This is a genomic window from Holdemania sp., from assembly GCF_986127675.1.
Map to the genome: position 1 here is coordinate 1 of NZ_CFQZWI010000004.1, position 26,760 is coordinate 26,760.

Sequence of the window (26,760 nt, forward strand, 5' to 3'; positions counted from 1 at the left end):
AAAAGAAGATGGAGTTTTTGAGGAACACAAGTTTGTCTATCGCATTGATGAGGACGCGGTTTGATGAAATTGATGAACAGAAGATTTACGAAAAAGGGCAGCGGTTAGGGAAGAAGATCGGGGAATGCATTGGCAGGCGACAAGGAGAACACATTGGCAGACAGCAAGGGGAACGCATTGGAGAACGCAAAGGGGAACGTAAAGGGGAAGCAAGACAAAGAATGATGCTTCAACAGATGTTGAGTATTCGGATTCCGATGGATGAAGAAGAAACGGCGCTGCTTCAGCAGTTAAATGGCGATGAGCTTCTGTTATTATCGGAGCGGTATGAAATGATAAAAACGTCGGACGATCTGGCAGAACAGGTTCATCAGATTGTAAATCAGAGAACGAACTCAACCCCACAGCCTAAGCTGACGGTCAAGGTTTAAAACTATCTTCAGAGGTGATTCCAATGATCAGAATGACAGAAGAACAGCGGATGGAGTTTTTGAGAAGTACAAGCTTGGACATCGCATTAATGCGGACCCGGTTTGATGAAATTGACGAACAGAAGATTTATGAAAAAGGGCAGCGGTTAGGGAAGAAGATCGGGGAATGCATTGGAGAGCGCATAGGCAGACAGCAAGGGGAACGCATTGGCGAACGGATCGGTGAACATAAAGGGGAAGCAAGACAAAGAATGATGCTTCAACAGGTGCTGAGTATCAGGATTCCGATGGGTGAAGAAGAAGCTGAACTGCTTCAACAGTTAAATGGCGATGAGCTTCTGTTATTATCGGAGCGGTATGAAATAATAAAAACGCCTGACGATCTGGCAGAACAGGTTCATCAGATTGTAAATCAAAGAACTCACCGTTAACCTGGGTTCAGGTGAATTCCTGTTTTCTGAAGAAAGGTTCTAATTACAGAAAAATGCCAGGATTAAGGAAGAACCCTGGCACAGGAGCGTAAAAATCAAATGTTTGTTTCTTAACTATTTCATGAATTTCCGAACAAGCTTTGCTTTCCAAGGAGAAACAGGCTGATAGCGGATTGGCAGGTCGATGAATGTTGATTTATTGACGATGCTTTTCATATGGGAGAAGGCTGCGAAGCTGGCATAACCATGATAACCGCCCATGCCGCTGTATCCAACGCCGCCGAAAGGCATCGCCGTGGTCGCTAAATGAATGATCGTGTCGTTAAGGCAACCGCCGCCGAAGGAACATTCGCGCAGGAAGCGATCCTGATGTTTATGATTTTCGCTGAACAGATAAGCGGCCAGCGGTTTCTCCCGCTGTTGGATAAAGCGCAGCGCTTCGCTGAAATGCGTATAGGTCAGAATCGGAAGGATCGGGCCGAAGATTTCTTCCTGCATTAAACTTGAATTGGGATCCGGATCGACGACCAATGTCGGCATGAGTTTGTGCTGGTTCCAGAGTCCGCCGTAAACAACCGGCTGATCCGCCAAGAGTTCATTCAGCCGCTGTTCATGTTTCTCATTGATGATTCGCGGATAGTTTTCATTTAATGTCGGATTTGTACCATACTGCCGTGTGATTTCAGAACGCAGCGCTTCGATCAACGGTTCTTTTACACGGGAATCCACTAAAATGTAGTCTGGGGCCACACAGGTTTGTCCGGCGTTGAGCAGCTTGCCGAAAATGATCCGGCGTGCGGCCAGTTCGATATCGGCGGATGCGTCAACCAGACACGGACTCTTTCCGCCTAATTCCAAGGTTACCGGCGTCAGCCAGCGTGATGCCTTTTCCATCACCAGCCGGCCGACCTGGACGCCGCCAGTGAAAAAGATCGTGTCGAAACGTTGTTCTAAGAGCTCGGTATTTTCTGCCCGGCCGCCTTCAATGACCGCAACGTAACATTCGTCATAAATGATGTTCAGCAGCTTGGCAATACAATGGGAGGTTGCCGGTGCATAAGCGGACGGTTTAACGATCGCACAGTTACCGGCGGCCAGTGCGCCGATCAGCGGACTCATCGTCAGCTGAAACGGATAATTCCACGGTGCCATAATCAAAGCCACGCCAAGCGGTTCAGCCATCGTAAAGCTGACAGCTGGAAATTGAGCTAACGGCGTCGGGATACGTTGGAACCCCATCCATTTCTTTAAATTTTTTCTTGCGTAATTCAGTTCCTCAAAGACCATGCCGATCTCGGTCATATAAGACTCAAAATTAGATTTTCCCAGATCCTGTTTCAGAGCTTCCATGATTTCCAGTTCATGTTCCTGGATCACGCGTTTCAATAGCGTCAGCGCTTCGAAACGAAACGCATAGCTCAATGTCGCGTGCGTATTAAAATAAGCCCGCTGATTTTCTACACAGGTTTTAATATCCATACATAAATCCTCCTGTTTTCCTTATTGTATCACGAAGCGGGAAATGGCAGGTGAAAGAATGCTGAGATTCGTGAAAGAGATATAGGGAAGCGGATAAGCACCCCTTCTATTCCATCGACAGAATCTTCAGGTCTTCGCCGGCAATCAGATCTGATCGTTTTTGTGAAGAATTATGTTGATGTAGAATTGTTGATGAGTCTGTAATCTGAAAGTATCTTTAAAGCTGAAATTTTCATTCACAACAGAATGAGAAAATCCAATGATAAAATAAAAAGTTAGAATATTTTGTTGCAGGAGCTCAGCACCTACTTCATTTGAATTGACTTCAAGGAAGCCCCTCAATTTCTGATATGAACGGCACAGGATCATTGCTTTCATGGATCAGGATATCAAACTTAGTGGAAAGAATGATAAGCTGAACGGCAATCGGTTTGATCGCGCTGATTGTATCGCGGAGCGTGCTGGTGAATAGTTCAGGGGGGTTGAACGCTTAGCCTTGTATTAGTTTCTCTATTCCCGATTTTCAACGAAGGAAAGAGAAGGTCTTAATCAAGGTCAAAAAGAACGTCTTCGTAATTTTGAACATAATATCGAAGATTCTTACGACCTTTGCGAACGATCGTGTGTCCTTCGGCTTCCAACTTTGCTTTTTGCGCCAGGACGCCACCGGGATATTTCGGGTTCAGTTCCCCTTCTGCTTTAAGCGTCCGCCAATAGGGTGTTTCATCCTCTGATCGCTGGAAGCTGGCCCAGGCGGCAATCGACACGAAAATGCCGGCGGTGATCGGTTCTGTAAAATCAGCGCCGCTGGTTCGGGCGAAGTATTCACGAAGCGTCCCGACAGTGATCACCTTACCCCAGGGCACACGTTTCATCATGCGGTCGTAGTCGATCGGCGGGGCAAAAAACATCCGGTTTCCACCGTATTTCTCAATACTTTTGGGATCGGTGATGATCTGAATTTTTGGCATGTCTTTTTTGTCCTGCAGCATGGCGTTGAAATCTTTTAATTCTTCGTTGGCCATAAAATCACCTCTTGCCTTAAGCATAGCGGCTTTTGTAACTTCCTGCAATGAGACTGTTTTATAAATTTCCAACTATTTCATAACTCAAATTTTCTTTCTCGTTACTGTTTGACGCGCCGCGGGAAAATCCAAATTGCCCGCACAGTTTGGAAAGAAGCAGGATGACAACGGAAAAGATCCGTATTCTTTTCATGCGGGTGAGTCGAGACTGCCGGTCAGCTATGCCTGAGATGGAAGATGGTTGAGTAATACAATTCCTTATGCGACCATGCTGCGCGGATTTCTTTGAACGTTACTGCCGCACGGTGTTCGCTCACTACTCAGGGGAAAGTCAGACTGGGGATGACGTTTAATAAAAGGTCAGGAACTGTTGAAGTGAATACCGTGATCAAGACGGCCGGCATGAAATCCAAACGGGAAGAAGCGCTGGCATTCTACGGCATTACGCCGCAGACGGCGGTGATCGGCGATTGCAAGCGCGTCGGCCGGGTGATGGAAGCGACGCATGACGGATATTTCTTTGCAATGAGCTTATAGAGGGAATCAGTTCTCAATCCTCATGATTAAAATGAAAAAGGAAAGCTGCGAAGACTTTCCTTTTTTACGGTCAATTAACAGACAAGATTGCTTTGAAATCAGTTTTTAAACCAAAACAGGCGAAAGAAAAATTTGCATTATCCGCAATTTCGGGCAGGGTTCCAATGGATTCCGATATGACCGATACCCAAAATCACAACAGATACGCAGAGTAATGGATTGTGGATAGCGATTCCCAGCAGGAAAAAAGCCATGACCGGCAAAGTCGCGCCCGCAACCGGAATCTTGAGAAAGGGGGCGTAGAAATTCCGCAGTGTCTGCGGACTCCGGAAATAACGGATCCAGAAGCCTTCGTAGCTCAGCATCATCGCCAGGGACAGAAGAAAATACAGCTGTTCCAGAAATCCTGAATAAGCTGATTGACTCTCGAAGAAGGCAGACACGGTAACCAGAACTTGACCAATTCTTTCCATACGCACCAGAGATGGTTTTTCTTTCGCCACCGCGGCTTCGTAGCCTTGCGGTTTGTGCTGCGTCCAGAAAAGATTAGGCAGAAACAAGCCGGTCAAATAGATCAGACCTGGGAATGAGAATTTCCACGACATAGGAACACCTCTTTCTTCATGTTATGGCAAAATTTGATCTATCGCCGCTTCCAGGACGGTGTCGATCCCCTGCTTTAAATCGTCAACGGTTTGTTCGATAAGCAGGTCTGGCTCGATTCCTTTCCCATACAGCGATTGTCCGTCATAGTCCAGTGAACCTTTTGAGGTGAAGGCAAAGGTAAAACCGAGATCTTCCAGACTGACGTCATAACGAAGTCCGCAAGAACCAGCCGTCGGCGTCCCTATCAAGAGAAAAGAATCAAGATCGGAGGCAAGCAAAGCCAGGCTTTCCGCCGCGGACATCGTATTATAATTTGTCAGCAGGAGAAGACGATCAGCCTGGATTCGGTCCAGCCCCGATTCCCTGAAGTCAGTCAGATCGCAAGTTTCCGGCTGCGTATAGACGAATTCTCTTTGCGGATGGCTGGCAAAATGACTTCCCATCCTTTCGATATCCGAAGTCAGCTCAAAGCTTTGAAAATTTCGGATTTCATCATAAAACGAGGAAAGCAGCTGGAAAGCGCCAAGATCAGAACCACCCAGGTTATCCCGGATATCTATAATGAAATACTTGTAATCCTTGATTTGAGGAAATACTTCTGTAAAGTAAGAACTGCCGAGATCGCTCATGACTTTCAGATGCAGATAGACGATCTCCTCTTCCAGAACCAGAACGTCGTAGGTTGTGCTTTGATGGAGGATCTTCACCTTGTGACCGGTGATTTCCGGCTTCGCATAAGTCTGGGTGATTCTCCGCGTCCCTTTTTCAAAAACTTCCTTCGTTATTTTTTCTTCGCCATCAGGCAGTTTCCAGATCAGCTGGACGCTTTCGCCTTGACGGTTATAGACGAAACGTTCCAACATTCTATTCTGCTTCAAACGGGAAGTCCGCGCGGCTACAAGCGGAGCAATCTGTTTCTCTAAATAAGATCCGGGATCCTCACCTTGAATTTTGACTAATTCGGATCCCAGCGGAACCTGTGAAGTCGGACTGACACCGGTGACGATATACTGATGATCAATATAGTTGAATTGGTAAGTCAGATAACCAAAGGCGTCCGACATGGCCGCATTATAGCCAAAATGATTATGCGCGTCGCCGGTAACGGCTGTCAATTTCTCCAATAAAGTACAATATTCATAGACGTCAATCGGTTTTGAGGCTTGGCGTATTAACCCGGCCAGCATTTCCGAATAGGAAAAATCAGGCGAATCATGCCAGCAGACGGAGTTGGTATTCACTGCCGTATAAGCGTCGATCAGGGATTTTATCCGTTGATCAGCTGTCAGATATTCGCTGGTTGAAGGAACGAAGTCGGTTGGTGTCGGGTGACCGGAACAGCCGACTAAAAGAAAACCGCAAAGAAAGATTGAAATCAGAGTTCGCATACAATTCATTGGCACAGCCCCTTTTCAGTTAATTCTAATTGTATCATAGCATTGAAGAATATGATTTGAAAGGATTGGAGGAGGACGCCTCTTGAAATCATGTCAAAAAAACGGAAGACGCTTTGATCTTCCGTTTATCATTTTCTGCATTCCCGGCATTGGGACAGGGGCTTAAGCTAGTGCATCAGCCGGCTCTTGTTTTCTGAACTCATCTGGAACACGATTGCCAGCGGAATCATATACGACAACATACTTGAGCCGCCGTAGGAAATAAACGGCAGCGTAATGCCGGTGATTGGAAACAAACCGGTGATCATGCCCATGTTGACCAGCTGCTGAAACAATAACATGCCGATCATCCCCGCGACCATATACCGCTCGCGCGGCTGATCATGCCGCGAGGCGATGCTGATCAGCTTTAAATCGAACGCCGTCAATAACGCGACGACCGAAGTCGTGCCGAGAAATCCGAAATTCTGACCAATGACAGAGAAAATGAAGTCAGTCTGCGGCTCTGGAAAACGAATCAGGACTTCGCGGAAGCCATGGCCCGTTAAGCCGGAGGAACCGATCGTTAATAACGAGGTATACAGCTGGTTGCCCCAGGTATTGATGTATTTCTCCGTTTCCAGCCAGCCGTAAATCCGCCGCATTTTATAACCTCCGCCTAAGATGGAGGATAAAAGATTCGGATAAAACTTGAACATGAAGATCAGTCCGCCGAAGCCGATGACTAAACCGGCCGCGCCCAGCCAGACCCATTCCTTGCGGACGCCCGAGACCGCCAGCATGACCAGGATACTGACGATGATGATCAGCGGGATGCCGGTATCCGGTTCTAAAAAGATCAGGATCAGCGGCGGGACGGCGATCTTGCCGACTTCCCAAAACAATTTGAAATCACTCGCAAACGACATTTCCGTCTTCCCGAGGTTATGCTCGTGGATAATATTGGCAACCATGATGATCAGCACGACCTTCATGAACTCGCTGGGCTGAAAGGTGCCCAACCCGGGGATCTGATACCAGGCCGTCGTTCCGTTGATCGGTCGGATAAACCGGTCCGGCAGGTTGATCACATACTTATCCACCAGTAAAATCGCTAACAGCACCATCAGAATCCAGTAAAAGATTTTGACCCCGGTAAATAACCGGTCGCTGCCAAACCGCGTCAGAAAGGCCAGCATCAGAAAGCCGATCGCATACCACATGCCCTGTTTCAGCCACAGATGCGTACCCTGCAAGCGCGTCGCCATGATCGGATCGGCGCAGTAGATTGCCAATAACGAAACGCAGGTCATCGCTAAAAGCAGCAGCATCAGCGTCCGGTCGATATGGAATTTCTTGTGGATCCGTTCCGGCTGTTGGCTCATAGCACTTTCTCCATCGTGACGTGACGAATGCCGGCCTCATAAAACGGCTCGGACACCGTGGTATATCCCAGTGATGCATAGAAACCTTCAACTTGCGCCTGAGCATGCAAAACGATCTTCTTAAAGCGTGCCAGATGCGGATCTTTTTCAATCTCACGCATCATCAACGCTCCGACATGCTGCCCACGGTAAGGCTTCAGGACGGCTACCCGTCCGATATGGATTTCCTCGCCGAAGTCCAGCCCCCGGCAGCAGGCAACCGCTTCGCCCGCCTCGTTTTCCACCAGCCAGTGCATGGCGGTATCGTCGTCCTGATCCTGTTCAATATGCAGGTCGACCTGTTGTTCTATGACAAAGACTTCTGTGCGGATTCTGACAATCCGGAAGAAATCCGCCTGTGTTTCAGCAAACTTGGTTTTCATGAAAGTCAAACCACTCCTTTCATTTGAATCTGATGTACAATAATGGTATCATAATAGGCGAGGTGATGGTATGAGAAGATGGCATTCTTTGTTAGAAATCATTCAATTTCCATTGAAAATGCTGTTTGTGGCAATCATCCTGACGGGGCTTGGAACCTTGATTACTAATCAGAGCTTATCGGTGTTCTGGTCGGTGAACGACCGCAATATCCTGCTGCTGGCGGATCTGTTCAAACGGACGGGCAGTTTTATTATCGTCAATTTTCCTTTCTTTGTCATGATAAAGTTTTTAGCGACGAAAAGCAATTCGTCGGTTCCGATCATGATCGGAATCACCGGCTATGTGCTGGTGCTGGTCATCACGATGCTGTTTCAGCCGGCGGGCCTGCCGACGTCGGCCTCCTCGGCGATTCTGGGATTAAGCTATTCTTCATCCCTGTTTGACCGAACCCGCTATCCGCTGCAGACGGGGTTCTTTGCCTGCGCCGCGGTCGTTCTGGCATCGCGGATCGCGTATTCCAAGTCACGGACGAAGTCGATTTATGGTTTCTTCTCGTTTGTCGACCGCGATACCTGGGGTTTGATTTTAACGTTGATTTTATGTATGATCACCGGCTTTGCGCTTGTCTGGCTGTGGCCGATCGTGCTCAATCTTCTCAATACGATCTTTGAATTCATCGCTACCGATATTACCAATCCGATGAACCTGTTTGTTTACGGCGTCATGGACCGGATCTTGGCGGATCTGAATCTCGGCGCGCTGATGCGCACCTTGTTCTGGTATGGCGAACAGGGTGGTACCTGGATTAATAATTTAGGCGTCAATTACATGGGCGACGTGGGAATCTGGACGGCGCAGATGAACAGTCTGATCACGCCCAGCGGCGTCGGCCGGCTGATCACGCCGTATTATGTTTTGAACCTGTTTGCGGTACCGGGCATGTTGATCGGATTCTATACGATCTTTACGGATAAAATGGAAAAACGGCGGATTCGTCTGTTCTTCCTGCTGGCAATTCTGGTGTCGTTAGTCACGGGCACACTGCTTCCGCTTGAGCTGTATCTGTTGATTCTGACCCCGTTGTTATTTGTCTTCCATCTGGTCATGACCGGTGCGTTGTTCGGTATCTTCCAGTCGATGAGCGTGACACTGGGCTTCAGTTATACCGGCAGCACCGTCACCGCCATGCCGGGAACCTTATTTGATTTTATGCTGTATGTGCGGAATCCCAATATGCAGCACACAATTCGGATGATTTTCCTGGTCGGCGTGATTCTGTTTGTGCTCTACTTTGCGTTCACTCGTTTCTACTTCAAATATCTGGCATTGGACTTATTCAATACCGGCGCCAGCAAGCGGCGGGTAGAAGGCTTTATCTTAGCGGTAGGCGGATTGGAAAACATCAAGATGATGCATTCCTCGCCGACGCGGTTAACCATTCAGGTTGTGGATTCCTCGCTGATCAACTTCTCACAGATTCAGCGCTTGGGAGCCAGCCGGGTGGTAGAGAGCCGTGCCGGATATTCCGTTAACTTTGGGGCCGGCAGCACGATTATTAAAAATGAGATTAACAAGCGGATAAAGGAAATGAAGCGCAGCGCATAATCGAAAACACTTGGGATTGAAACGATACGAGAGATCGGGACAATCCCTTTTTTATTTATTCAAAACAAAAAATAAGGATCTTATCATTTTATGCTAAAATAAAATCAACAGGGAGGTAGACTGAGGAAAAGATTATCCTGCTTCGCCAATCAACTTGGCTATTAAAAAACAGGCTTAATCAAGATTCCTGAAGCTTATCTTTTGGATAGTTCCAAACACGCAATCAAACAATAGAGTTACAATAATCGAAGGGTAAAAAATGAAAAACTTCTTATATCGTCATGGATGGTCTTATGATCAAGTTCGGCACCTTAGAGTGGTTCCTCTTTGTTTTTTGGTATATTTCTTAGCAACTTATGGTTTTACGGCAATGACCAGGAATCAATCTATAAGCCAGGAAACTCCGCTAATAATTCATCTATCGGATTTTGGCTTTATGGATGAAAGCGTAGAAAAAAATCATAGCTGGACTGATGGATTAGGAAATAAACGAGTTGAATGTATCCTCTTGGGAATGGATCCGGCTGCCAATCAACATGTTAGATTTAATGTTCAAGTGGTTGATTACCAAGAAAATATAAATCCTGTGGTTGGCTATCTGCGTGAGATGGGAATAAGCGTTCATCAAAATACGTTTCAAAAGCAAGATCTTGAACACTATCTTGAAGATATGCATGAATTAGACGCTGAACAATGGGGATCGGAATTGGCCTATTCAAGTCAGACGTTTGATGTTGAACTCACATCCTATGGCATACCGAATAATACAATTTATCTGCTTTTCGAAAACAGAGCTATAATATTTCGCTATTATACTAAAATCGAAATAACTCAGGAACTCATTGACAGCGTGGTTTCTATCTACCAAAAATCGTTTTACTAATGAGGATTGGGTTCTTATTCATAAAGAGGCAAGAGGACGATCTCAAGCTGTTAAGCATGAGATGTTTTTCGAAAATCAAAACAAGCAGAGAGGCGGCCGCTGCCTGTGGGAATCCCGGATTATCGTTTCGCTTCTTTTAAATCTTGCTATGCAGATCAAAGAAGCTGATCAAAGATTTTATTAATGAACAGCCGATAGTATTCCTGTTCACCCGACTCCGGCATATTGGAGAAACGATGAATATAGATATGCTATGAACAATTTTTAAAAAGACAGGGAAAGATACTTCGCTTTTAGCCTGACAAAAATATCAACGATATTTTCACTGCTGCTCACAAAGCAAAAAATGAAATTTACCCGTGATCGGGATAATAACAATTTTAAGACTTCCATTTCATAAAGTATTTGGGGAAACTGAGGGGCAGGGAAACGAAATCTGATGCACGAAGGGCTGTTTATTCATCCCGGACTACATCTGTCTTTTCTGTGGATATCGTGATCTCAAAAAGTCAGCCAGATTTTCAGCCGCTTTCTGGTTCACATAGTCTCGCCGCACAAGCAATCCAACGAACCAGTGATAATCACGAAACGGCGTCATGGTTAATCCCGGCAGCGGAAAGGCTTCGATTAAAAGATCAAAAATCATGCCTTCATTCGCTGAAATTCGATAAAAAGTCTCAATCGTATTCGGGCTGTTTTCAAATAGAAAAGACTGTCCCCTTTTCTTCAGGTCGCGAAACAGGGGCGGATATGTATTTTCAAGGCTGCCCATGCCGAAAAAGCGGTAGGGCAAAATGTCATCGAGGGTTAAGCAGGATTTTTTAAAGTCCAGTTTGGAACTATGCGTACAATAAACCGGACATTCAAAAATTGGAAATTTATTGAATTCTGACATGTCATCATCAAATTGAAAGATCAGCGCCGCATCCAGCTGCTTCTTGCGAAGCTGGCTGAGGCATTCGTCCAATTCTAAAAAGTGCCGTTCAATATGAAGGTCTGCCCGCTTTTCATAAGCTGAAAATTCAGCGTCGCTGACCTGAAACTGAAACGGAATCATCGAGGAACAGATGCCCAGCTGCAGCTGATGAAACTGCGGATTCAGGGCCGCCATTTTCTTTTGCAGCAGGTCAAACTCTTTCAACAGGGGAAGACTTTGTTCGGCAAGATATTTCCCTTCGGCGGTTAATGTGATCCGGTTGTGGTCGTTTTGAAACAAACGACAATGAAGCTCGAGTTCTAAGAATTGTATTTGCTGACGAAGCGCTTGCCGACTGATATAGCACTCTTGCGCCGCTTTTGTGTAATTCAGCGTTCGTGCAGTTGCGGAAAAATAACGCAGCGATTGAATATCCATAATCTCCTCCAACCGCAGGTTTTTCCTGCGTTTGTGTGATCATTATAACTGCTTTTGTCCTGGTTGAAAAGATGTTATCCTCTAACTGGATGATTTTTTCACAAACGAGGAGGAAAGAAGATCATGAAAACTGTATCACGCCGTGAGTTTCTCAAAGGCGCTGCATTGTCTGCGGCAGGTCTTGCCGCCGCGGGACTGCTTGCCGGCTGTTCCAGCGAAAACAAAGACGCTTCCCAGCAGCCGGCTCCTACTGAAGCACCTGCCGCTTCCGATTGGCTGGGCAAGGCTCCGGAATTCAAGGAAAGCGATTTCGTCAAAACCTATGAAACGGATGTTTTAGTCATTGGTGCTGGAAACGGGGGCCTTTTTGCAGCATCGGCGGCGGTCGAAGAAGGAGCCAAAACCATCTTAATTGAAAAATTCAGCGAAGAATTCGGAGGCTCCGGGATCCGCGATACGTTGGGAGCCATCAATTCCAAACAACAGATTGCCAATAACGATAATCCGGATCGGCTGGAAGTGATCACTGAACTGTACCGCGTATCGAACGGATATGGCGATATGCGGTTGTATAATACCTGGGCCGACCATTCTGGCGAGATGATCGACTGGTTTACTGAGCGGCTCAATGAAGAGGGCTGGCAGTTTCTACACGAAATTGACGGGAAAACAGAAAAGATGCGTTATGCAGCATTTGACACGGGTCACACGCTGCAGCTGGGAACCAACGCCTACGATCCGAACAATTCCGCCCGCGTTTTAAAGAAATACGCCAGCGGCCTGGGATTAACGATCCATTATGAAACCAAAATGGAAGCTTTGATCAAGGAAGAAGGAAAGGTAACCGGCGTCATTGCTTCGACGCAAGACGGTTTTGTGAAATATATTGCCCACAAAGGGGTTATTGTCTGCACTGGCGGCTACAGCCTGAATCCGCAAATGCTGCAGGCTCTCCAGCCGGAAACACTGCTTTATGACAACAACAACAGCTCTTTCCCGGGATCGACAGGAGAAGGAATTAAAGCGATGCTGTGGGCCGGAGCTAAAATGGATGACGTTCATGGCTCCGTTGTTTTCGATCGCGGCGCAATCAAGCCGGATGCGGTCGGCAATGAGGAAGGTTATATGTTCTGGATGGGCTCACAGCCATTCCTGAAGGTTGATTTGAAGGGTCAACGTTTTACAAATGAAAGTGGTTTTTACGATCATATCCTGCATGATTCGCTGAATCTTCCTCATCATACCTACTGCATGGTCTGGGATGCTGACTATGTTGCGGATATTGAACGCTTCGATACTCACGGCTGTTCCAGAATGTTCCCGCATTCCAATGGTACCGAACCGGTTATGCCGATTCAGTACATCGACGGCGTAGTTTTGCCGCAGGCTCGCGAAGACGGCTATATTGTCAGCGCAGATACGTTAGAAGAGCTGGCTGAAAAACTTGGACTTCCCAAAGAAAACTTCGTCGCAACCTGTCAGCGCTACAATGAATTATACGACAATCAGGAGGATCCGGATTTCGGCAAGGAAGCATTCCGGCTTTCGCAGATGCGCAAAGCGCCGTTTGAAGGCATCCGCATGAGCGGCGGCTATTTCATCAATACGTTTGACGGCGTTAAGGTTAACTGCGACATGAATGTCCTGGACGAAAACATGCAGCCGATTGAAGGCTTATATGCTGCAGGCGACTGTACTGGAGGTTATTTCGCCACCAGTTATCCGAATCTTCTGGCCGGTGCGGCTGCTGGAAGAACAGCTACTTTCGGCCGCCTGGCGGGCAAAAATGCAGCCAAGCGCTCCGTCTGAGCGACTGATCAGAAAAATAGATTCAAGCTTTAATCAGGCCACGAAGGGATAGATCCGTGGCCTTTAACGATGGGGAGAACGCCACAGGAAGGGGAGCTCTCGTTATGATGAAAAGACACCCGGGATGAAAAACAGTCCGGGTGTCTTTTGCGATTTGATGACACTTCGCATCAAAATTCAGGCTTTCGATGAAAGTCCGGCTGCCTGCAGCCTTCCTGATCAATAATAAATCTGTTTCTGAATGAATTCTTTCTGCTCGGTTCCCTGCAGCTTCTCAATGATCGCAAACGCGAAATCAATCGTGGCCGCCGCGCTGCGGCCGGTGATCAGATTGCCGTCGGTGACAGTGTATTGATCGACATAGGTACCTCCGAAGTCCTCGTTCATGCTTGTGAAGCAGGTGTACCGCTTCCCTTTCAACAAGCCCAGATGTCCCAGAATCGTCGGCGCCGCGCAGATCGCCGCGATCGGCTTATCCAGCGCTTTGAATTTCAGGATGATCTGTTTCACATCCTCGCTGCTTTCCAACAAAGCATAATGCGGCCCGCCCGGCAGCAGCAGGCAATCATAATTTTCAGGGTTCAAGTCGGATAACGGAAGCAGGCCGCAGATCGGCAGATCATGCTTGCCCGTCGTCTTTTCTCCGCTGATTCCAAACAGATCCGCTTCCAGTCCGCTGCGCTTCAATAACGCCAGCGTGCCGATCGCTTCGATCTCCTCATAGCCCTTGCCTAAAATCGTGCAAATTCTCATATCCGCACCTCCATTTTCCTTATTATAAACCCAAAACTCCCCTGACCTGCAGAAAAAATGATGGTATAATAAGAACAGTTTTTTTAGAGGTGAAAGTATGGAACAATATACGCCGATGATGCAGCAGTATCTCGAGGTTAAAAAGAATTATCAGGACGCCCTGGTTTTTTATCGTCTGGGCGACTTTTATGAAATGTTTTTTGAGGATGCCAAGATCGCGTCCTGTGAGCTGGACCTGGTGCTGACCGGCAGAAACGCCGGGGTGAAGGACCGCGTGCCGATGTGCGGCGTGCCGTTTCACGCCGTGACGGGCTATATACAGCGTCTGGTTCAGAAAGGCTACAAGGTGGCGATTGTCGAACAGATGGAAGATCCGGCTTTAGCCAAGGGACTGGTCAAGCGCGATGTGATCAAGGTCGTGACGCCCGGCACGGTGATCGACGAGCTGTTTGACGAACGCTCCAGCATTTATCTGGCGGCTGTTGTGGACTATCAATATGGATTCGCCTTGTCGATCTGCGAAATGTCGACCGGCGAAACGACGGTAACGCATATTCCGCGCAATATTCTCCATTTGCAGCAGACGCTGCTGAAAAACAATATTCGCGAGATCGTCGTGAAGGAAGGCTTCGACGAGAAGTTTATCCGTGCAGTCCGCGATCTGTCCGCCGTGGCAATTTCCTATTGCGCCGAAGACCAGATCGGCGAGGAATACCTGCCGCTGTGCGAGGAAGTGAGCGACGGGGCGCAGCGGGAAGCCTATGGGCTGATGCTCAATTATCTGATCGAAACGCAGAAGCGGATGATGCATCATCTTCAGACTGTCGAAATTGAGAATGAAAACGACGTGCTGTATATGGACTTCTCAACCCAGCAGAATCTGGAACTGGTCGCTCCGCTGCGCACGCAAAGCAAATCGGAGACCCTGTGGTCGTTTCTCGACCGCTGCCAGAGCGCAATGGGGTCCCGCCTGTTAAAAAAATGGATTGAACGGCCGTTGGTAGATAAAAAGAAAATCCTGTTCCGCCAGGACCGGATCGAATACTTAATGAAAAACTATCTTGTCCGCGAGGATCTCAAGGACAAGCTGAACCAGATCTATGATATGGAACGGCTGATTGCCAGAGTGGCCTATGGTTCTGCCAATGCAATCGACTGCCAGCGTCTGCAGAAAACACTGAGCCAGGTGCCGGAAATCCTGGCGCTGTTTCAGGATGCGCCGGTTTTTCAGGAATACCGGGACGTCGACTGCTGCCTGTCGCTGACGGAGCTGCTGGACGGAGCGTTCGTTGAGAATCCACCGGTGTCCGTGAAGGAAGGCGGGATGTTTGCGGAAGGCTTCAGCGAACAGCTGGACGAATACCGTCATGCCCAGAAGGAAGGAAAAACCTGGATTCTCCAACAGGAGAATTACGAACGCGAGCGCACCGGAATTAAGACACTGAAAATCGGCTACAACCGGGTGTTCGGCTATTATATTGAAGTGTCCAAGGGCGCATCAGCACAGGTGAAGGAAGAATACGGCTATGTCCGCAAGCAGACGCTGACCAACGCCGAGCGCTACATCACCTCCGAGCTGAAAGAAAAGGAAGACGCGATCCTGCATGCGGAGGAGCGCTCCATTCGTTTGGAAACCGAGCTGTTTGCCAATCTGCTGGAACAGATCCGCAGCTATCTGCCGAAGCTGCAGAAGCTGGCCTTGATGCTGGCGAATATGGACGTCTATTACGCCCTGTCCTCGATCAGCGCGGATAACGGCTACGTTCGTCCCCTCTTCACGGAGGACGAGCTGAAAATTGAGGAAGGCCGCCATCCGATTCTGGAAAAGATCAGTCCTAACCGCTATGTTTCCAACAGTCTGGCGATGGATAAAGAAAATCAGATCCTGATCATTACCGGTCCGAACATGGGCGGTAAAAGTACCTATATGCGGCAGGTGGCGCTGATCATCCTGATGGCGCAGATCGGCTGCTTTGTGCCGGCGAAGAAATGTGAAATGCCGATTTTCGATAAGATTTTTACCCGCATCGGCGCCAGCGACGACATCCTGTCGGGACAGTCGACGTTCATGGTGGAAATGACGGAAGCGAACAACGCGTTATCTCAGGCCACGGAGCATTCCTTAATCCTGTTTGACGAAATCGGCCGCGGCACTTCCACGTATGACGGCATGGCGCTGGCTCAGGCCATGATCGAATACATCGCCGTCTGCATCCACGCGAAGACGCTGTTCTCCACACATTATCATGAACTGACCAGTCTGGATGAAAGTCTGCCGGTGGTGAAGAACGTGCATGTCGAGGTGCATGAGGACAATGGCGATGTCACCTTTATGTACCGCGTTAAAAAAGGCAAAGCCGACCGGTCTTATGGCATCAACGTCGCCCGGCTGGCAAAGCTGCCGGAAGCGGTGCTGGAACGGGCCGGCGATCTGTTAGCGGAATACGAATCGAAAAAACGCGTCGTTCAGCAGTCGCTGGGCATCGTCGAAATGGTCAAAGCGCCGGTCAAGGAACAGGGCGTGCTCGATAAATTGGAAATGGTCGATCCCAACCAGCTCTCGCCGATTCAGGCGCTGCAGATGATCATGGATTTGCAGCAGGAACTGAAGGAAGCGCAGAAAGCATAACAGCTGACTGCGATCAGTCTCACGCCGCTTTCGCCGTGGGAAAGAAGCGAAAGTCAAATCAGAAATAACGAAAGTAAAACCGAAAATAACGAAAGTAAAACCAGAAACGAGGAAAAGCGATGAAGATGTTTCGAATGCTTTGCCTGGCGTTAAGTCAGGGTTTAATTCTCGGCTTGATCGCCAGCGCAGTCCGGCAGACGCTGCGCCGCCGCAACCATCCGGATTTCACCTATACGCCTAAGCAGCTGGAACAAGGCCGCCGGCGCTGGAAGGTAGGTTCGCGGATTCTGACCTATGTCACCTTTGCGATGCTGATCCTCGGTTTTATCTGGTGCCTGTATTTTCTGGTGCTGGCGCTGGCCGATCCGACGCAGGCAGAGTACGCCAACAGTTTGTCGGAAATGATCGTCGGGCTGTTGACGATCATCTCGATCGGTTTCGCGTTTTACGAGTTTCTGCGGCATGGACAATAAAAGATGCGGCATGGACAATAAAAGATAAGGCAAACCGGCAGTTCGCCGGAGCACTTGAAAAGGATGACCGGTTCCCTGAATTTATCGCATCCTCGGGGAATCAATCGGAAACAGCTTCACAGAACAGGAGGGTGAATCCACGATGGCAAAAATACAGCAGCTGGACGCGCATTTAACCAACATGATCGCCGCCGGGGAGGTCGTCGAACGGCCGATGGGCGTCATCAAAGAACTGGTTGAAAACGCGCTGGACGCGCAAGCGACCCGGATTGAAGTTAACATCAACCAGGGCGGCACCGAGCTGATGGAAGTGATCGACAACGGCGTCGGGATGGATCGGGAAGACGCGTGTCTGTGCTTTGAACGGCATGCCACCAGTAAAATCAAGACGACGGAAGATCTGTGGGCGATTCACACGCTGGGTTTCCGCGGTGAAGCGCTGCCTTCGATCGCTTCCGTTTCCAATCTGACACTCTTGACCAACAACGGCGAAGATTCCACGCGTGTGGAAATCCGCTACGGTCAGCGCCAGTCCGCGCGGCCTTACCCCTGCAATCAGGGAACGCAGATCACGGTCAGCGGCCTGTTTCAGAAAACACCGGCCCGGCTGAAGCATCTCAAGTCGATTCCGTATGAAACCTCGCTGATCCTCGACGTCATTCAGAAGTTTGCGCTGAGCTATCCGGACGTCGCGTTTCGGCTTGTCCACGACGGCAAGGAAGTGTTCCGCAGCGCCGGCAACGGCAGTCTGCTGGAAGTTATGGCGATCATCTACGGCCGCGATCTGGCCCGTCAGTGCATCGAGGTGGAAGGGCAGGACTTCGATTACACGGTCCGCGGTTTGATGGCGCTGCCGGCGCAGACCCGCGCCAGCCGCAATTACATGACGGTCTTTATCAACCGCCGGATGATCCGCTCCTACCGGATTCAGAAAGCGATTTTGGAAGCCTATAAGAACTATATTCCGCAGGACCGCTATCCGATTGTTGTGCTGGATATCGAGATGGACAGCCATCTGTGCGATGTGAACGTCCATCCATCCAAATGGGAAATCCGGCTTTCCAAGGAGCAGCAGCTGGAATTTTTAATCCGCGATACGCTGACCCGCACCCTGCGCGAGCACATGCAGGCGCCGGAGGTCATGCGCGTGGAAACGCCGAGGGAGAAAGTGGAAATGCCGCAGCTGTTTGAAACGCCCGCGGCTGTTCCCGCCAATCAGGTGCGCGAGGATTCCGTCGAAGCTAACGAATGGCGCAGACAGGCGGCCCTGATGAGCGAACAGCGCGAACGGGAACAGATCACCGCGTCGCTTTCCCGGGAAATAACGCAGAATCCGGAAGCTGCTGGAAAAGCGGAAGAATCCGCAGTCTTGCCAGCGGAGCCTGAAGCCCTGATTAAAAAAACAGAGGTGGAAAACCGGGAAGGATCGTCGCTAACAACGCCGAAGCCAACCGCAAAGACCTCATCTGCGGACAGCCTTTCCGATCAGCTGTCAAAGCCGGAGCCGCTGGATCCCCGGGTTCAGTCGACAGAAGCTTCGGCCGAAGCGCTGCGCTCAGTTCCAAAACAAACCTTCCCACAGATGCAGGTGCTGGCTCAGATGCATGGCAAATACATTCTCGCTCAGGACGAACACGCGCTTTATATTGTCGATCAGCATGCCGCGCAGGAACGTGTCCATTTTGAAGAAGTCCAGCAGCGCTTTCTGGATCAGGAGCCTTTAATGCAGGAGCTGCTTGTGCCGATCATTTTGGAAGGCAGCGCGTCCGTGGCGGCCCGGCTGCAGGAAATGAACGAACTGCTGGAACCGATGCACATCCATCTGGAAAACTTCGGTCAGAACAGTTTGATCTGCCGTCAGCTGCCGGCCTGGATGAGTGAAATTGACGAACAGGCGTTCTTACAGGACGTGCTGGATTTGTGGAAAGACGGCCGCGAAGTCCGTGCGGAGGATCTGCAGCGGCACCGGCTGGCAACGATCGCGTGCCATCATTCAATCCGTTTCAACCGCGTATTGTCGTTAGGCGAAATGCAGGAGGTAATCGAACAGCTGGCGCGCTGTGAACAGCCGTATCACTGCCCGCATGGCCGTCCGACGTTCATCACCATCACGGAAAAGCAGCTGATCAAGGAGTTCCAGCGATGAAGAAAGTGCTGGTACTCGTCGGTCCGACCGCCGTCGGCAAGACGGCGTTTTCGATTGAACTGGCGAAACGGTTTCACGGTGAGATCATCAGCGGCGATTCGATTCAGGTCTACCGCGGGCTGGATATCGGATCGGGGAAGATTACCGAAGCGGAAAAGCAGGGCGTGCCGCATTACAATATCGACACGCGGAATCCGAAAGAAAAAACGAGCGTCGCGGATTTTCAGCGGGAAGCCCGTGCAGCGATCGAAGCGATCAGCGCCCGGGGCAAGCTGCCGATGATCGTCGGCGGCACGGGTTTGTATATCAAAGCGGCCCTGTATGATTATCAGTTTCAACCCGAGGATCCGCGCGCGCAAAGCTTGAGCGAAGAACTGGAACAACGCGATGAAGCCGAGCTGTATGCCTGGCTGAAACAGGTCGATCCGCCAACCGCGGATCAGATTCATCCCCATAATAAGCGCCGGATCATCCGCGCGCTGGTGATTCACGAACTGGCGCAGACGCCGAAAAGCGAGCTGGAAAGCCGGCAGGAACACAGAATGATGTACGACACGTTCATTTGCGGTCTGACTTGCCAACGGCAGGCGCTGATAGAGCGGATTGAAAAACGCGTCGACGGAATGATCGCCGCCGGGCTGATCGAGGAAATCCGCGGCTTATTGCGGCAGGGCGTCAGCTTTGACGATCAGTCGATGCAGGGCATCGGCTATAAGGAATGGCGCGGCTATTTTGAAGGCCGGGAAACGATCGATCAGGCGCGGGAACAGATTTTAACGCATACCCGGCAATTTTCGCGCCGCCAGATGACCTGGTTTACCCGGCAGACGCCGATCCGCTGGGCGGCGGTCGATCAGCCGGGCGAGAAAGAACAGGCCGTGGAGGAAATTGCCAACTGGCTGAAGGAGGAATGCTCGTGGAAACACCGCTGCAAAGACTGGAATTGTTAGTCGGTCCGGCGGCGATCGAACGGCTGAAGCAGGCGTGCGTGCTGATCGTCGGCATCGGCGGAGTCGGCGGGTATGCCGCGGAGGCGCTGGGCCGCAGCGGGATCGGAAAATTGATTCTGGTCGACGCGGACACGGTCGCCCCCAGCAATCTCAACCGGCAGATCATCGCCACGCTGGATACTTTGAACCAATCGAAAACCGAAGTTATGGCCGCGCGCATCCGCAGCTTTGCCCCGGAATGCGAAGTCCAAGCGGTGAACGCGTTTTTCAACGAGCAGAGCGAGAGCCTGTTCGATCAGAAGATCGACTACGTGATCGACGCGATCGACACGCTGTCAAGCAAGCTGGCGTTGATTGAAATGGCGCAGCGTCATTCTGTGCCGTGCATCAGCTCGCTGGGAATGGCAAATCGCTTTGATCCGACCCAGCTGACCGTCACGACGTTGGATAAGACCTGCAATGATCCGCTTGCCCGGGCCCTTCGCCAGATGGTGCGCAAGCGGGGATTCACTGCGAAGATTCCGGTTGTCTGGTCCAGGGAGCTGCCGCGCACGCAGAATCAGCTGGTCAACGCCGAAGGACAAACCTTGAAGCAGAAATATCCGCCGGCCAGTACGATCTTTGTGCCGGCCGCCGCCGGGCTGACCTGCGCTTCGGTGGTGTTTCAGGCACTGATCAATTCCATCGAAGAATAGGCGGAAAGAACGAAAGCTTTCAGCGGTTCCGGTTGAAGGAAGAGCCGCATTCTTCTCGGGATTTCCCAATGAGTTTGCCAGATTGAGCTTTTCAGCCTGCGAAAGTAAAGCTGATAAGGACAATGAAAATTCAAAGGAAACGGTGGAAATAGTAAAAACAAGAAGGCTTGTCTGTGATTTTGCCTGAACTGATCGGGCAAAAGGCGGCAAGTCTTTTTCTTCTTACTCATTCGGCAAAGAAACATTCTTCACTCTTCGTCAGGGATAAATAAGCCAAAAAGAAGGTTGTTTTCAAGAAATTGAACGTCGGAAGGATTAAAAACTGAACAAAGGATTAAAATTTACGAAAGAAGGATGAAATTACTGAAATAAGTGTACTCATCGCTGTCAGTTTTCGATATAATACCACCGTTGAGGGGGTATTTTATGAAGCAAATCAAGAAACTGGCCCGCCGGGGCATGGCGCAGACGCTTGCCTTGCTGGCAGCCATCTTTTTCGGCGTCACCGCCGTCTTCGGGCTGATCATGCTTGGCGAAGGCGTCGAGCAGGCGCTGATGATGGTTGTGGCGATGGTGCTGATGTTCGGAATAATCATGTTGATCTTCGTACTAATCGGCAGCGTTCCGTATCTGCGCATCGGCAAAATGGTTAAGCGCCAATGCGAGGATTTGGGAATCGAATTGAACGAAGAGGAAGAATTTGAGTTCGTGACCAAAGAGATTTCGATGAGTAAGAACTGGATTGTCAGCGGTCTGTACGGTTCCAATTTCGCGCTGCACCGCCGCAGTATCGGCCATGTCGAGGAAACGAGCTACTATCAGAAGGGCCGCACCTATCCGATGATTCTGTTGTTTGTCGGACCGAAGAAAAAGTATAAGATTATCTGCAGCCGCAAGGGCGATTTCGAGCGGGTTACCGATGCGCTGGATCAGTGGTTCCCGCCGTTGGAGACGCCGGAAAATACAGCCGGAGAGTTTGCCGATAAGACACCGGTCAATCCGGCTGTGGAAGATCGTCAGGCTCGCCGGGACCGGATTCTGCGGCAGGAGCAGGGCCAAAGTGGTAAGAAAACCATTGCGGCGATCCTGGGCGTTGTTGGAATGGTCGTCGTGTTCTCTGTAATCTATAACCTGCTGCCAGCGCGCACATCCGCGCCGAAAACAACGCCGAATATCGTGAGCCAGCCGCAGAAACCAAAGGCGAAAGACCGTCAGGTTGACGCGTATATCGCAACGGTCAAAGACGATCAGTTCCAGCAGATTGCCAAAGGGTTGATCGTCGAGACAGACGGCGATGAGGATTCGATTGAACCGTTGATTGTATCCAGTGAAAACAATCAGACGAGGTTCGCCATTTACAACGGAACACCGTATTTCTTCTACGGTCAGATGGTGGTCTACGATGAAAACAACAAAGAATTAGGCACTCTTGAAATTCCGCTGGCGAAGCCTTATGAATACTGTTTCCTGAACGACTATGTCGAAGGGGCTGCCAGCAGCTACGATTATTCTGTCGCAGAATATTACTCGTTAAGCTATGCCGCAACGGAAGCTCGTTATCAATTCACGCTCAATGGCGACGAGGAGAGCAGCTGGAGCGATATTCTGTTAGCGTCGGAAGATGTAAGCGAGGACAACGTGGAGGAAATCTGCATGGCGGAATATTATTCCAACGTTCTTTCGCAGATCTCGTCTGAGGAATTGATGTTTTATGATGAAAATGAGCTGAGCTATGTCAATGAGGATGAAAATCAGGGATTGGACCGAGCTTCGGCGAAGTATCGCGCAGTATTGGATATTGATCGCGGCGTCATTGAGTGGTATTCTAATAACAACGGATCGGAGACGGCGTTGTCTTCGATTTCTATGAAATAAAGGAGGATATATTATGGATCGTCAGGAAGTTGTTTCGTCCTTAGGAGGCGTCAGCCTTTCGCAGCATCTCACCCATACGTTTTTATGGATGACTGCCGGTTTGGCCGTCACGGCGATTGTTGCTTTTCTTACTCTGTTCAGCGGGCTGTGGATTACGATTTATTCGTTCTCGTTGGCGCCGTTGGTGTTGTTGGTCGCACAGCTGGGCGTGGTTATTTTTCTGACCGGCAAGCTGGCTAAAATGCAGCCTTCGACGGCGAAGCTGTTGTTTCTTGCGTATTCGGCGCTGACCGGTATTACGTTCTCAATTCTGCCGCTGGCCTATGGCTTCGGCACGATGTTTATCGCTTTTGGGTTCACCGCGCTGATGTTTGGAAGCATGGCCGTCATCGGCATGACCACAAAGAAAGATTTAAGCGGTCTGGGCCCGATTCTGATGGCCGGACTGATCACGATGATCGTCATCACGATCGTCGGCTGGTTCATCAATCTGGACGCCATTTCGATGGTGATGAATTATATCATGATCGGAATTTTCCTGGGCTTGACCGCCTACGACATGCAGAAGATGAGAGCGATGTATTATGCCTGCGAATCGGAACCGGAAATGCTGGATAAGATTTCCATCTATTCCGCACTGGATCTGTATCTCGACTTCATCAATATTTTCCTGTATGTTCTGCGGATTTTAGGCCGCAGTCAGAAAAATTGACAGCCAGGCTGATCTGGAAAGCTGACTCCTGCGAAGAGGTCAGCTTTTTTTGCATGGCTTGGACTCCTTTTTCAGCTGAATACTGTTCGAAGTCCGAATGACGATTGGAAAACGGCAGGGGGATCAAGTTTAAGCCATAAATGACTACCCTTTTCGCTCTCTTTCTGCAATAATAGAGATAAGGAAAGACACGTTTGAATGGGTATGTTGAAAATCGCGTCGTAAAAAAGGGAGGATAAGATGAAAAACATAAGCCGGACAGTCAGCCGCTTCTTTGTCGAAGTCATGGACGACTGGAAAATGGACTCACAATCGGCCGTTCTGACGATTACGGACAATGAACTTCGAATTGAGGGTGAACAAATTCTTTGTTTGCCCCGGGCGCAAATCCGCAAGGTGCAGCCGTTTTTGAACGCCAGCCGCGTGGAGGCGGATCCGACATCCGGGAAAGCTCTGGAGGCGGAACCTGATCTGGCGCTGACCGTAGCCAGTCCGTCTGGAATTGACCGGCTGTTATTGATCCGGGTGCTTAAAAACGAAGGAACACGAACAGAAAGTTTATTTGAACAGCTTCGCCAATAACCGCCGCCGCGGTTATTTTCGTCTCGCCAGGCCGGCGGTTATGGTGTAAAATAAAGAAGTCTATGCGAAACAGAACAAAAGGTGGGATGAGCGTGAGAAAATGGATAAGAGCACTGGCGGCCTGGGCGCTGGTCATCGGCATGATCCCGGCGATGCCGGTCAAAGCCGAAGAAGAACTGAATCTGGATGGCGAATCGGCGGTTTTGATCGACGCCGACAGCGGCGCGGTGCTGTATGAGAAAAACGCTGACGATCGCCATTATCCTGCCAGTATTACAAAAATTATGACGGTTTATCTTGCCTTAAGTCAGGGGCATCCCGATCAGATCCTGACAGCGACCGATACGGCGATTGACAACATCGACCGCAAATCCAGTCATATCTGGCTGGATTATGGCGAAGAATTATCGTTAAAAGACGCCTGTTACGCGGCGATCATGGCCAGTGCAAATGACGCGAGCAACGTTCTGGCCGAAGCGATCGGCGGATCTCAGAGCGAATTTGCGGAGATGATGAACGAGGCGGCTGCGGCGGCCGGGGCGAAGAACACCCATTTTGCCAACGCGCATGGTCTGCCGGATGAGGACCATTACACCACCGCCTACGACATGGCGATGATTACCCGGATGGCGATTCAGAACGCGGATTTCGCGGAGATCTTCGGCACGGTGAAATATGAAATGCAGCCGACGAACAAGCAGAAGGACGTCCGTTACTTCGCTTCCGGCAACGATATGCTGAAAAAAGGCGAGTTTTTCTATGAATATGCCACCGGCGGCAAGATCGGCTGGACGGAAGATGCCGGCTACACGATCGTGACCACCGCCTCCAAAGACGGCGTGAATCTGATCGCGGTCGTTCTGAAGAATTCCAACAAGAACGCCCGCTATACCGATACCCGGACATTGTTCGATTATGGCTTTGCCAACTACAAGCAGATCACCATTCCCGCCTCTTCCTTTGAAGAAAAGACGGTGGAGATCAAAAAGCGCGGGCAGCTGTGGGCCACGGCAAAGTTTACAATGAGCTATGATTTCAAGATTCTCGCGCAGGCTGACGACGATGAAAGTCAGTATACCGCCAGCGTAATCGTCGAGAATGAAAAGGATCCGGACACGGTTCAGGCTTACGCAATCCTGAATAAAAACGGCGTGGAAATTGCCCGGCAGGCGATGGAGAAGGAACTGGCAGTCAATGATATCAGCTTCAAGGCGACGACCTGGCCGATCATCCGAAAAGGGCTGGATCTGTTCAGCGTCGGCGTGTTCGCCGTGTTCATGGGATTGTTTTTCATCGCAGCTCTGGGGCGAATAAGCCGCCGGCGTTTGTGAGTAAGGGAAAGAGGAAAACCTCTTTTTCTTTTTGGCAAATTCAGGTACAATGAAAAGCAAAGAGAATGATAAGGAACAGAAAAAAGGTAGAGGGGACAGAAAATGCTCAAATTGTTGGTTACCGATCTGGATGGAACATTGCTGAAAATTGGAAACGAGCTGTCAGCCGGGATCAGTGATGAAAACCGGGAAGCTCTGACGGCGTTTGTCAACGAAGGCGGGCATGTGGCGATCGCCAGCTCGCGGGGGGCGGACGCTCAGACCCTGATCAGCGGTTTACTGGGGGTTCCGGTCGCGGCGATCGGAATGAACGGGTTTATCATTTTAAATGAAGACGGAGAAAAAATTAACGAGCACTGGATGGAGTTTGACGACTTTGCGGAACTGGCAGAATTCATTCAGAAACATCGGATCAACGGTTCCCTGATCACCCGCGGGGATGATGGCGGTTCCTATGGTTTTGGCAGCGAAGCGACTTATCCCCAGAGGTTAACGCCGGACAGTCCGGTTATCCGGCAGAACTGGCGGCTGGAATTTGCGGATTTTGCCTCGCGCTCGGGCCGCTGTTCAAAGATCAGCTTGTTTGTGGAACCCGCCCAGCACAGCGAAGCGTCGCGGCTCTTGCACGCCGCCTTTGACGGTCGGTTTGAGATTGCGGCTTCGGATGTGGATATGTTGGACGTAAGTCCGGTCGGGATCAACAAGGGCAGCGGTATTCTGGAACTGGCGCGGGCGGCAGGAATTCACAAAGAGGAGATTGCGGTGGTCGGGGATAATGAAAACGATTTGTCGATGTTCAAGGTCATTCCGTTAAGCTATTGCATCGACCATGCGGCCCCGGCTATTCAGTCGCAGGCTTCCTGCAGCGTCGCAACGGTGGCGCAGGCGTTGGCACTGGCGCGGAAAGCGGCGGGGTAAACGGTTATCCATCGGAAAGAGAGATCACAGGCATAAGTAAAAAAATCTGGACATCCAGATTTTTTTTTCAGGGGAGATGGCCAATGAAATGGATCACAATCGGACGATCCTTTCCCAGCATCGGCAGCTGAGTCCTGCCCGATTTCAGACATGGCAGAAGATCGCGCATGCTGCAGAGGAGCTGACTTATCGTCTGCAAGCTTTCCTGATGGAATAGCTTCTCGATCTCCTGCGGCGTCGTACAGGTGCGGTTTTTTACATGCGGACTGCCGTTCAAATCAAAAACCTTCCTTCCGATCACGTCCCTTGTCTGCTTTTATTACAGCGTGTTCCTCGAGGAAAAAGAAAAAAG

25 protein-coding genes are annotated in these 26,760 nt (G+C 49.9%); 16 read left to right on the plus strand and 9 right to left on the minus strand.

The features are described from left to right. The first annotated feature begins 221 nt into the window (after nt 1-221). Nucleotides 222-431, plus strand: a complete 210-nt coding sequence (locus AC5OW4_RS01265) for a hypothetical protein (protein WP_493676562.1) — start codon at nt 222-224, stop codon at nt 429-431. A gap of 23 nt (nt 432-454) precedes the next feature. Then, on the plus strand, nt 455-862 hold the full coding sequence (locus tag AC5OW4_RS01270; RefSeq protein WP_195397409.1) for a hypothetical protein: 408 nt from the start codon (nt 455-457) through the stop codon (nt 860-862). Nucleotides 863-976: 114 nt separating this feature from the next. Here the strand turns inward: AC5OW4_RS01270 and AC5OW4_RS01275 are convergent, their stop codons facing one another. Then, the gene (locus AC5OW4_RS01275; protein ID WP_195397408.1) at nt 977-2,341 is read right to left on the minus strand and encodes an aldehyde dehydrogenase; all 1,365 of its coding nucleotides are present in this window, start codon (nt 2,339-2,341) and stop codon (nt 977-979) included. A 545-nt stretch (nt 2,342-2,886) separates the two neighbouring features. After that, complete coding sequence (locus AC5OW4_RS01280; RefSeq protein ID WP_195397407.1) at nt 2,887-3,366, minus strand: MGMT family protein; 480 nt, start codon at nt 3,364-3,366, stop codon at nt 2,887-2,889. Between the two features lie 342 nt (nt 3,367-3,708). On the opposite strand from AC5OW4_RS01280, the gene AC5OW4_RS01285 reads away from it, so the two are divergent. After that, on the plus strand, nt 3,709-3,903 hold the full coding sequence (locus AC5OW4_RS01285; protein ID WP_195397406.1) for a hypothetical protein: 195 nt from the start codon (nt 3,709-3,711) through the stop codon (nt 3,901-3,903). A gap of 137 nt (nt 3,904-4,040) precedes the next feature. Here the strand turns inward: AC5OW4_RS01285 and AC5OW4_RS01290 are convergent, their stop codons facing one another. The 4 genes from AC5OW4_RS01290 to AC5OW4_RS01305 all read right to left on the minus strand — a co-directional run bounded on the left by AC5OW4_RS01290 (nt 4,041) and on the right by AC5OW4_RS01305 (nt 7,692). Continuing rightward, complete coding sequence (locus AC5OW4_RS01290) at nt 4,041-4,508, minus strand: hypothetical protein (RefSeq protein ID WP_195397405.1); 468 nt, start codon at nt 4,506-4,508, stop codon at nt 4,041-4,043. 21 nt (nt 4,509-4,529) lie between these two features. After that, entirely contained in the window at nt 4,530-5,906 is a 1,377-nt protein-coding gene (locus tag AC5OW4_RS01295; protein ID WP_195397404.1) for a S41 family peptidase, read from the minus strand. Between the two features lie 167 nt (nt 5,907-6,073). After that, nucleotides 6,074-7,270, minus strand: coding sequence for an FtsW/RodA/SpoVE family cell cycle protein (locus AC5OW4_RS01300; RefSeq protein WP_195397403.1), 1,197 nt, complete (start codon nt 7,268-7,270; stop codon nt 6,074-6,076). Beyond that, nucleotides 7,267-7,692 (minus strand): GNAT family N-acetyltransferase, encoded by a 426-nt coding sequence (locus AC5OW4_RS01305; protein ID WP_195397402.1) that lies wholly within the window; start codon nt 7,690-7,692, stop codon nt 7,267-7,269. The genes AC5OW4_RS01300 and AC5OW4_RS01305 overlap by 4 nt, the downstream gene beginning before the upstream one ends. A 70-nt stretch (nt 7,693-7,762) precedes the next feature. Between AC5OW4_RS01305 and AC5OW4_RS01310 the strand changes: the two genes are divergently transcribed. Continuing rightward, complete coding sequence (locus AC5OW4_RS01310; protein ID WP_195397401.1) at nt 7,763-9,298, plus strand: PTS sugar transporter subunit IIABC family protein; 1,536 nt, start codon at nt 7,763-7,765, stop codon at nt 9,296-9,298. Nucleotides 9,299-9,557: 259 nt separating this feature from the next. Next, on the plus strand, nt 9,558-10,181 hold the full coding sequence (locus AC5OW4_RS01315; RefSeq protein WP_493676564.1) for a hypothetical protein: 624 nt from the start codon (nt 9,558-9,560) through the stop codon (nt 10,179-10,181). 469 nt (nt 10,182-10,650) lie between these two features. On the opposite strand, the gene AC5OW4_RS01320 is transcribed toward AC5OW4_RS01315, so the two are convergent. Further along, complete coding sequence (locus tag AC5OW4_RS01320) at nt 10,651-11,535, minus strand: LysR family transcriptional regulator (protein WP_195397399.1); 885 nt, start codon at nt 11,533-11,535, stop codon at nt 10,651-10,653. A gap of 123 nt (nt 11,536-11,658) precedes the next feature. Between AC5OW4_RS01320 and AC5OW4_RS01325 the strand changes: the two genes are divergently transcribed. Beyond that, a complete protein-coding gene (locus tag AC5OW4_RS01325; protein ID WP_072685353.1) occupies nt 11,659-13,344 on the plus strand; it encodes an FAD-dependent oxidoreductase in 1,686 nt (561 codons plus the stop codon). A gap of 219 nt (nt 13,345-13,563) precedes the next feature. Here the strand turns inward: AC5OW4_RS01325 and AC5OW4_RS01330 are convergent, their stop codons facing one another. After that, nucleotides 13,564-14,097: a DJ-1/PfpI family protein gene (locus tag AC5OW4_RS01330; protein WP_072685354.1), complete on the minus strand. Its 534-nt coding sequence runs from the start codon at nt 14,095-14,097 to the stop codon at nt 13,564-13,566. A 97-nt stretch (nt 14,098-14,194) separates the two neighbouring features. On the opposite strand from AC5OW4_RS01330, the gene mutS reads away from it, so the two are divergent. The 10 genes from mutS to AC5OW4_RS01380 all read left to right on the plus strand — a co-directional run bounded on the left by mutS (nt 14,195) and on the right by AC5OW4_RS01380 (nt 26,408). Beyond that, complete coding sequence (mutS, locus tag AC5OW4_RS01335) at nt 14,195-16,726, plus strand: DNA mismatch repair protein MutS (protein WP_072685355.1); 2,532 nt, start codon at nt 14,195-14,197, stop codon at nt 16,724-16,726. A gap of 119 nt (nt 16,727-16,845) precedes the next feature. Next, nucleotides 16,846-17,199, plus strand: a complete 354-nt coding sequence (locus AC5OW4_RS01340) for a hypothetical protein (protein ID WP_072685356.1) — start codon at nt 16,846-16,848, stop codon at nt 17,197-17,199. Between the two features lie 142 nt (nt 17,200-17,341). Further along, a complete protein-coding gene (gene mutL, locus AC5OW4_RS01345) occupies nt 17,342-19,345 on the plus strand; it encodes a DNA mismatch repair endonuclease MutL (RefSeq protein ID WP_072685357.1) in 2,004 nt (667 codons plus the stop codon). Further along, the gene (miaA, locus tag AC5OW4_RS01350; protein WP_493676565.1) at nt 19,342-20,295 is read left to right on the plus strand and encodes a tRNA (adenosine(37)-N6)-dimethylallyltransferase MiaA; all 954 of its coding nucleotides are present in this window, start codon (nt 19,342-19,344) and stop codon (nt 20,293-20,295) included. Before mutL ends, miaA begins: the two co-directional genes overlap by 4 nt. Further along, a complete protein-coding gene (locus AC5OW4_RS01355; RefSeq protein WP_493676566.1) occupies nt 20,256-20,990 on the plus strand; it encodes a tRNA threonylcarbamoyladenosine dehydratase in 735 nt (244 codons plus the stop codon). Before miaA ends, AC5OW4_RS01355 begins: the two co-directional genes overlap by 40 nt. A gap of 426 nt (nt 20,991-21,416) precedes the next feature. Then, complete coding sequence (locus AC5OW4_RS01360) at nt 21,417-22,865, plus strand: phage holin family protein (RefSeq protein ID WP_493676567.1); 1,449 nt, start codon at nt 21,417-21,419, stop codon at nt 22,863-22,865. A 13-nt stretch (nt 22,866-22,878) separates the two neighbouring features. Continuing rightward, nucleotides 22,879-23,577, plus strand: a complete 699-nt coding sequence (locus tag AC5OW4_RS01365) for a Bax inhibitor-1/YccA family protein (RefSeq protein ID WP_072685361.1) — start codon at nt 22,879-22,881, stop codon at nt 23,575-23,577. Between the two features lie 240 nt (nt 23,578-23,817). Further along, nucleotides 23,818-24,159, plus strand: a complete 342-nt coding sequence (locus AC5OW4_RS01370; protein ID WP_072685362.1) for a hypothetical protein — start codon at nt 23,818-23,820, stop codon at nt 24,157-24,159. 92 nt (nt 24,160-24,251) lie between these two features. Next, nucleotides 24,252-25,490 (plus strand): D-alanyl-D-alanine carboxypeptidase family protein, encoded by a 1,239-nt coding sequence (locus AC5OW4_RS01375; protein ID WP_072685363.1) that lies wholly within the window; start codon nt 24,252-24,254, stop codon nt 25,488-25,490. Between the two features lie 102 nt (nt 25,491-25,592). After that, a complete protein-coding gene (locus AC5OW4_RS01380) occupies nt 25,593-26,408 on the plus strand; it encodes an HAD-IIB family hydrolase (RefSeq protein WP_308560118.1) in 816 nt (271 codons plus the stop codon). A gap of 67 nt (nt 26,409-26,475) precedes the next feature. On the opposite strand, the gene AC5OW4_RS01385 is transcribed toward AC5OW4_RS01380, so the two are convergent. Beyond that, entirely contained in the window at nt 26,476-26,709 is a 234-nt protein-coding gene (locus AC5OW4_RS01385; protein ID WP_493676568.1) for a hypothetical protein, read from the minus strand. Between the last annotated feature and the right edge of the window lie 51 nt (nt 26,710-26,760).

Bases quoted from the DNA above. Each gene is read 5' to 3' on its own strand.
- AC5OW4_RS01265 (WP_493676562.1), top strand. From the start codon at position 222: ATGATGCTTCAACAGATGTTGAGTATTCGGATTCCGATGGATGAAGAA.
- AC5OW4_RS01270 (WP_195397409.1), top strand. From the start codon at position 455: ATGATCAGAATGACAGAAGAACAGCGGATGGAGTTTTTGAGAAGTACA.
- AC5OW4_RS01275 (WP_195397408.1), bottom strand. From the start codon at position 2,341: ATGGATATTAAAACCTGTGTAGAAAATCAGCGGGCTTATTTTAATACG.
- AC5OW4_RS01280 (WP_195397407.1), bottom strand. From the start codon at position 3,366: ATGGCCAACGAAGAATTAAAAGATTTCAACGCCATGCTGCAGGACAAA.
- AC5OW4_RS01285 (WP_195397406.1), top strand. From the start codon at position 3,709: ATGACGTTTAATAAAAGGTCAGGAACTGTTGAAGTGAATACCGTGATC.
- AC5OW4_RS01290 (WP_195397405.1), bottom strand. From the start codon at position 4,508: ATGTCGTGGAAATTCTCATTCCCAGGTCTGATCTATTTGACCGGCTTG.
- AC5OW4_RS01295 (WP_195397404.1), bottom strand. From the start codon at position 5,906: ATGAATTGTATGCGAACTCTGATTTCAATCTTTCTTTGCGGTTTTCTT.
- AC5OW4_RS01300 (WP_195397403.1), bottom strand. From the start codon at position 7,270: ATGAGCCAACAGCCGGAACGGATCCACAAGAAATTCCATATCGACCGG.
- AC5OW4_RS01305 (WP_195397402.1), bottom strand. From the start codon at position 7,692: ATGAAAACCAAGTTTGCTGAAACACAGGCGGATTTCTTCCGGATTGTC.
- AC5OW4_RS01310 (WP_195397401.1), top strand. From the start codon at position 7,763: ATGAGAAGATGGCATTCTTTGTTAGAAATCATTCAATTTCCATTGAAA.
- AC5OW4_RS01315 (WP_493676564.1), top strand. From the start codon at position 9,558: ATGAAAAACTTCTTATATCGTCATGGATGGTCTTATGATCAAGTTCGG.
- AC5OW4_RS01320 (WP_195397399.1), bottom strand. From the start codon at position 11,535: ATGGATATTCAATCGCTGCGTTATTTTTCCGCAACTGCACGAACGCTG.
- AC5OW4_RS01325 (WP_072685353.1), top strand. From the start codon at position 11,659: ATGAAAACTGTATCACGCCGTGAGTTTCTCAAAGGCGCTGCATTGTCT.
- AC5OW4_RS01330 (WP_072685354.1), bottom strand. From the start codon at position 14,097: ATGAGAATTTGCACGATTTTAGGCAAGGGCTATGAGGAGATCGAAGCG.
- mutS (WP_072685355.1), top strand. From the start codon at position 14,195: ATGGAACAATATACGCCGATGATGCAGCAGTATCTCGAGGTTAAAAAG.
- AC5OW4_RS01340 (WP_072685356.1), top strand. From the start codon at position 16,846: ATGAAGATGTTTCGAATGCTTTGCCTGGCGTTAAGTCAGGGTTTAATT.
- mutL (WP_072685357.1), top strand. From the start codon at position 17,342: ATGGCAAAAATACAGCAGCTGGACGCGCATTTAACCAACATGATCGCC.
- miaA (WP_493676565.1), top strand. From the start codon at position 19,342: ATGAAGAAAGTGCTGGTACTCGTCGGTCCGACCGCCGTCGGCAAGACG.
- AC5OW4_RS01355 (WP_493676566.1), top strand. From the start codon at position 20,256: ATGCTCGTGGAAACACCGCTGCAAAGACTGGAATTGTTAGTCGGTCCG.
- AC5OW4_RS01360 (WP_493676567.1), top strand. From the start codon at position 21,417: ATGAAGCAAATCAAGAAACTGGCCCGCCGGGGCATGGCGCAGACGCTT.
- AC5OW4_RS01365 (WP_072685361.1), top strand. From the start codon at position 22,879: ATGGATCGTCAGGAAGTTGTTTCGTCCTTAGGAGGCGTCAGCCTTTCG.
- AC5OW4_RS01370 (WP_072685362.1), top strand. From the start codon at position 23,818: ATGAAAAACATAAGCCGGACAGTCAGCCGCTTCTTTGTCGAAGTCATG.
- AC5OW4_RS01380 (WP_308560118.1), top strand. From the start codon at position 25,593: ATGCTCAAATTGTTGGTTACCGATCTGGATGGAACATTGCTGAAAATT.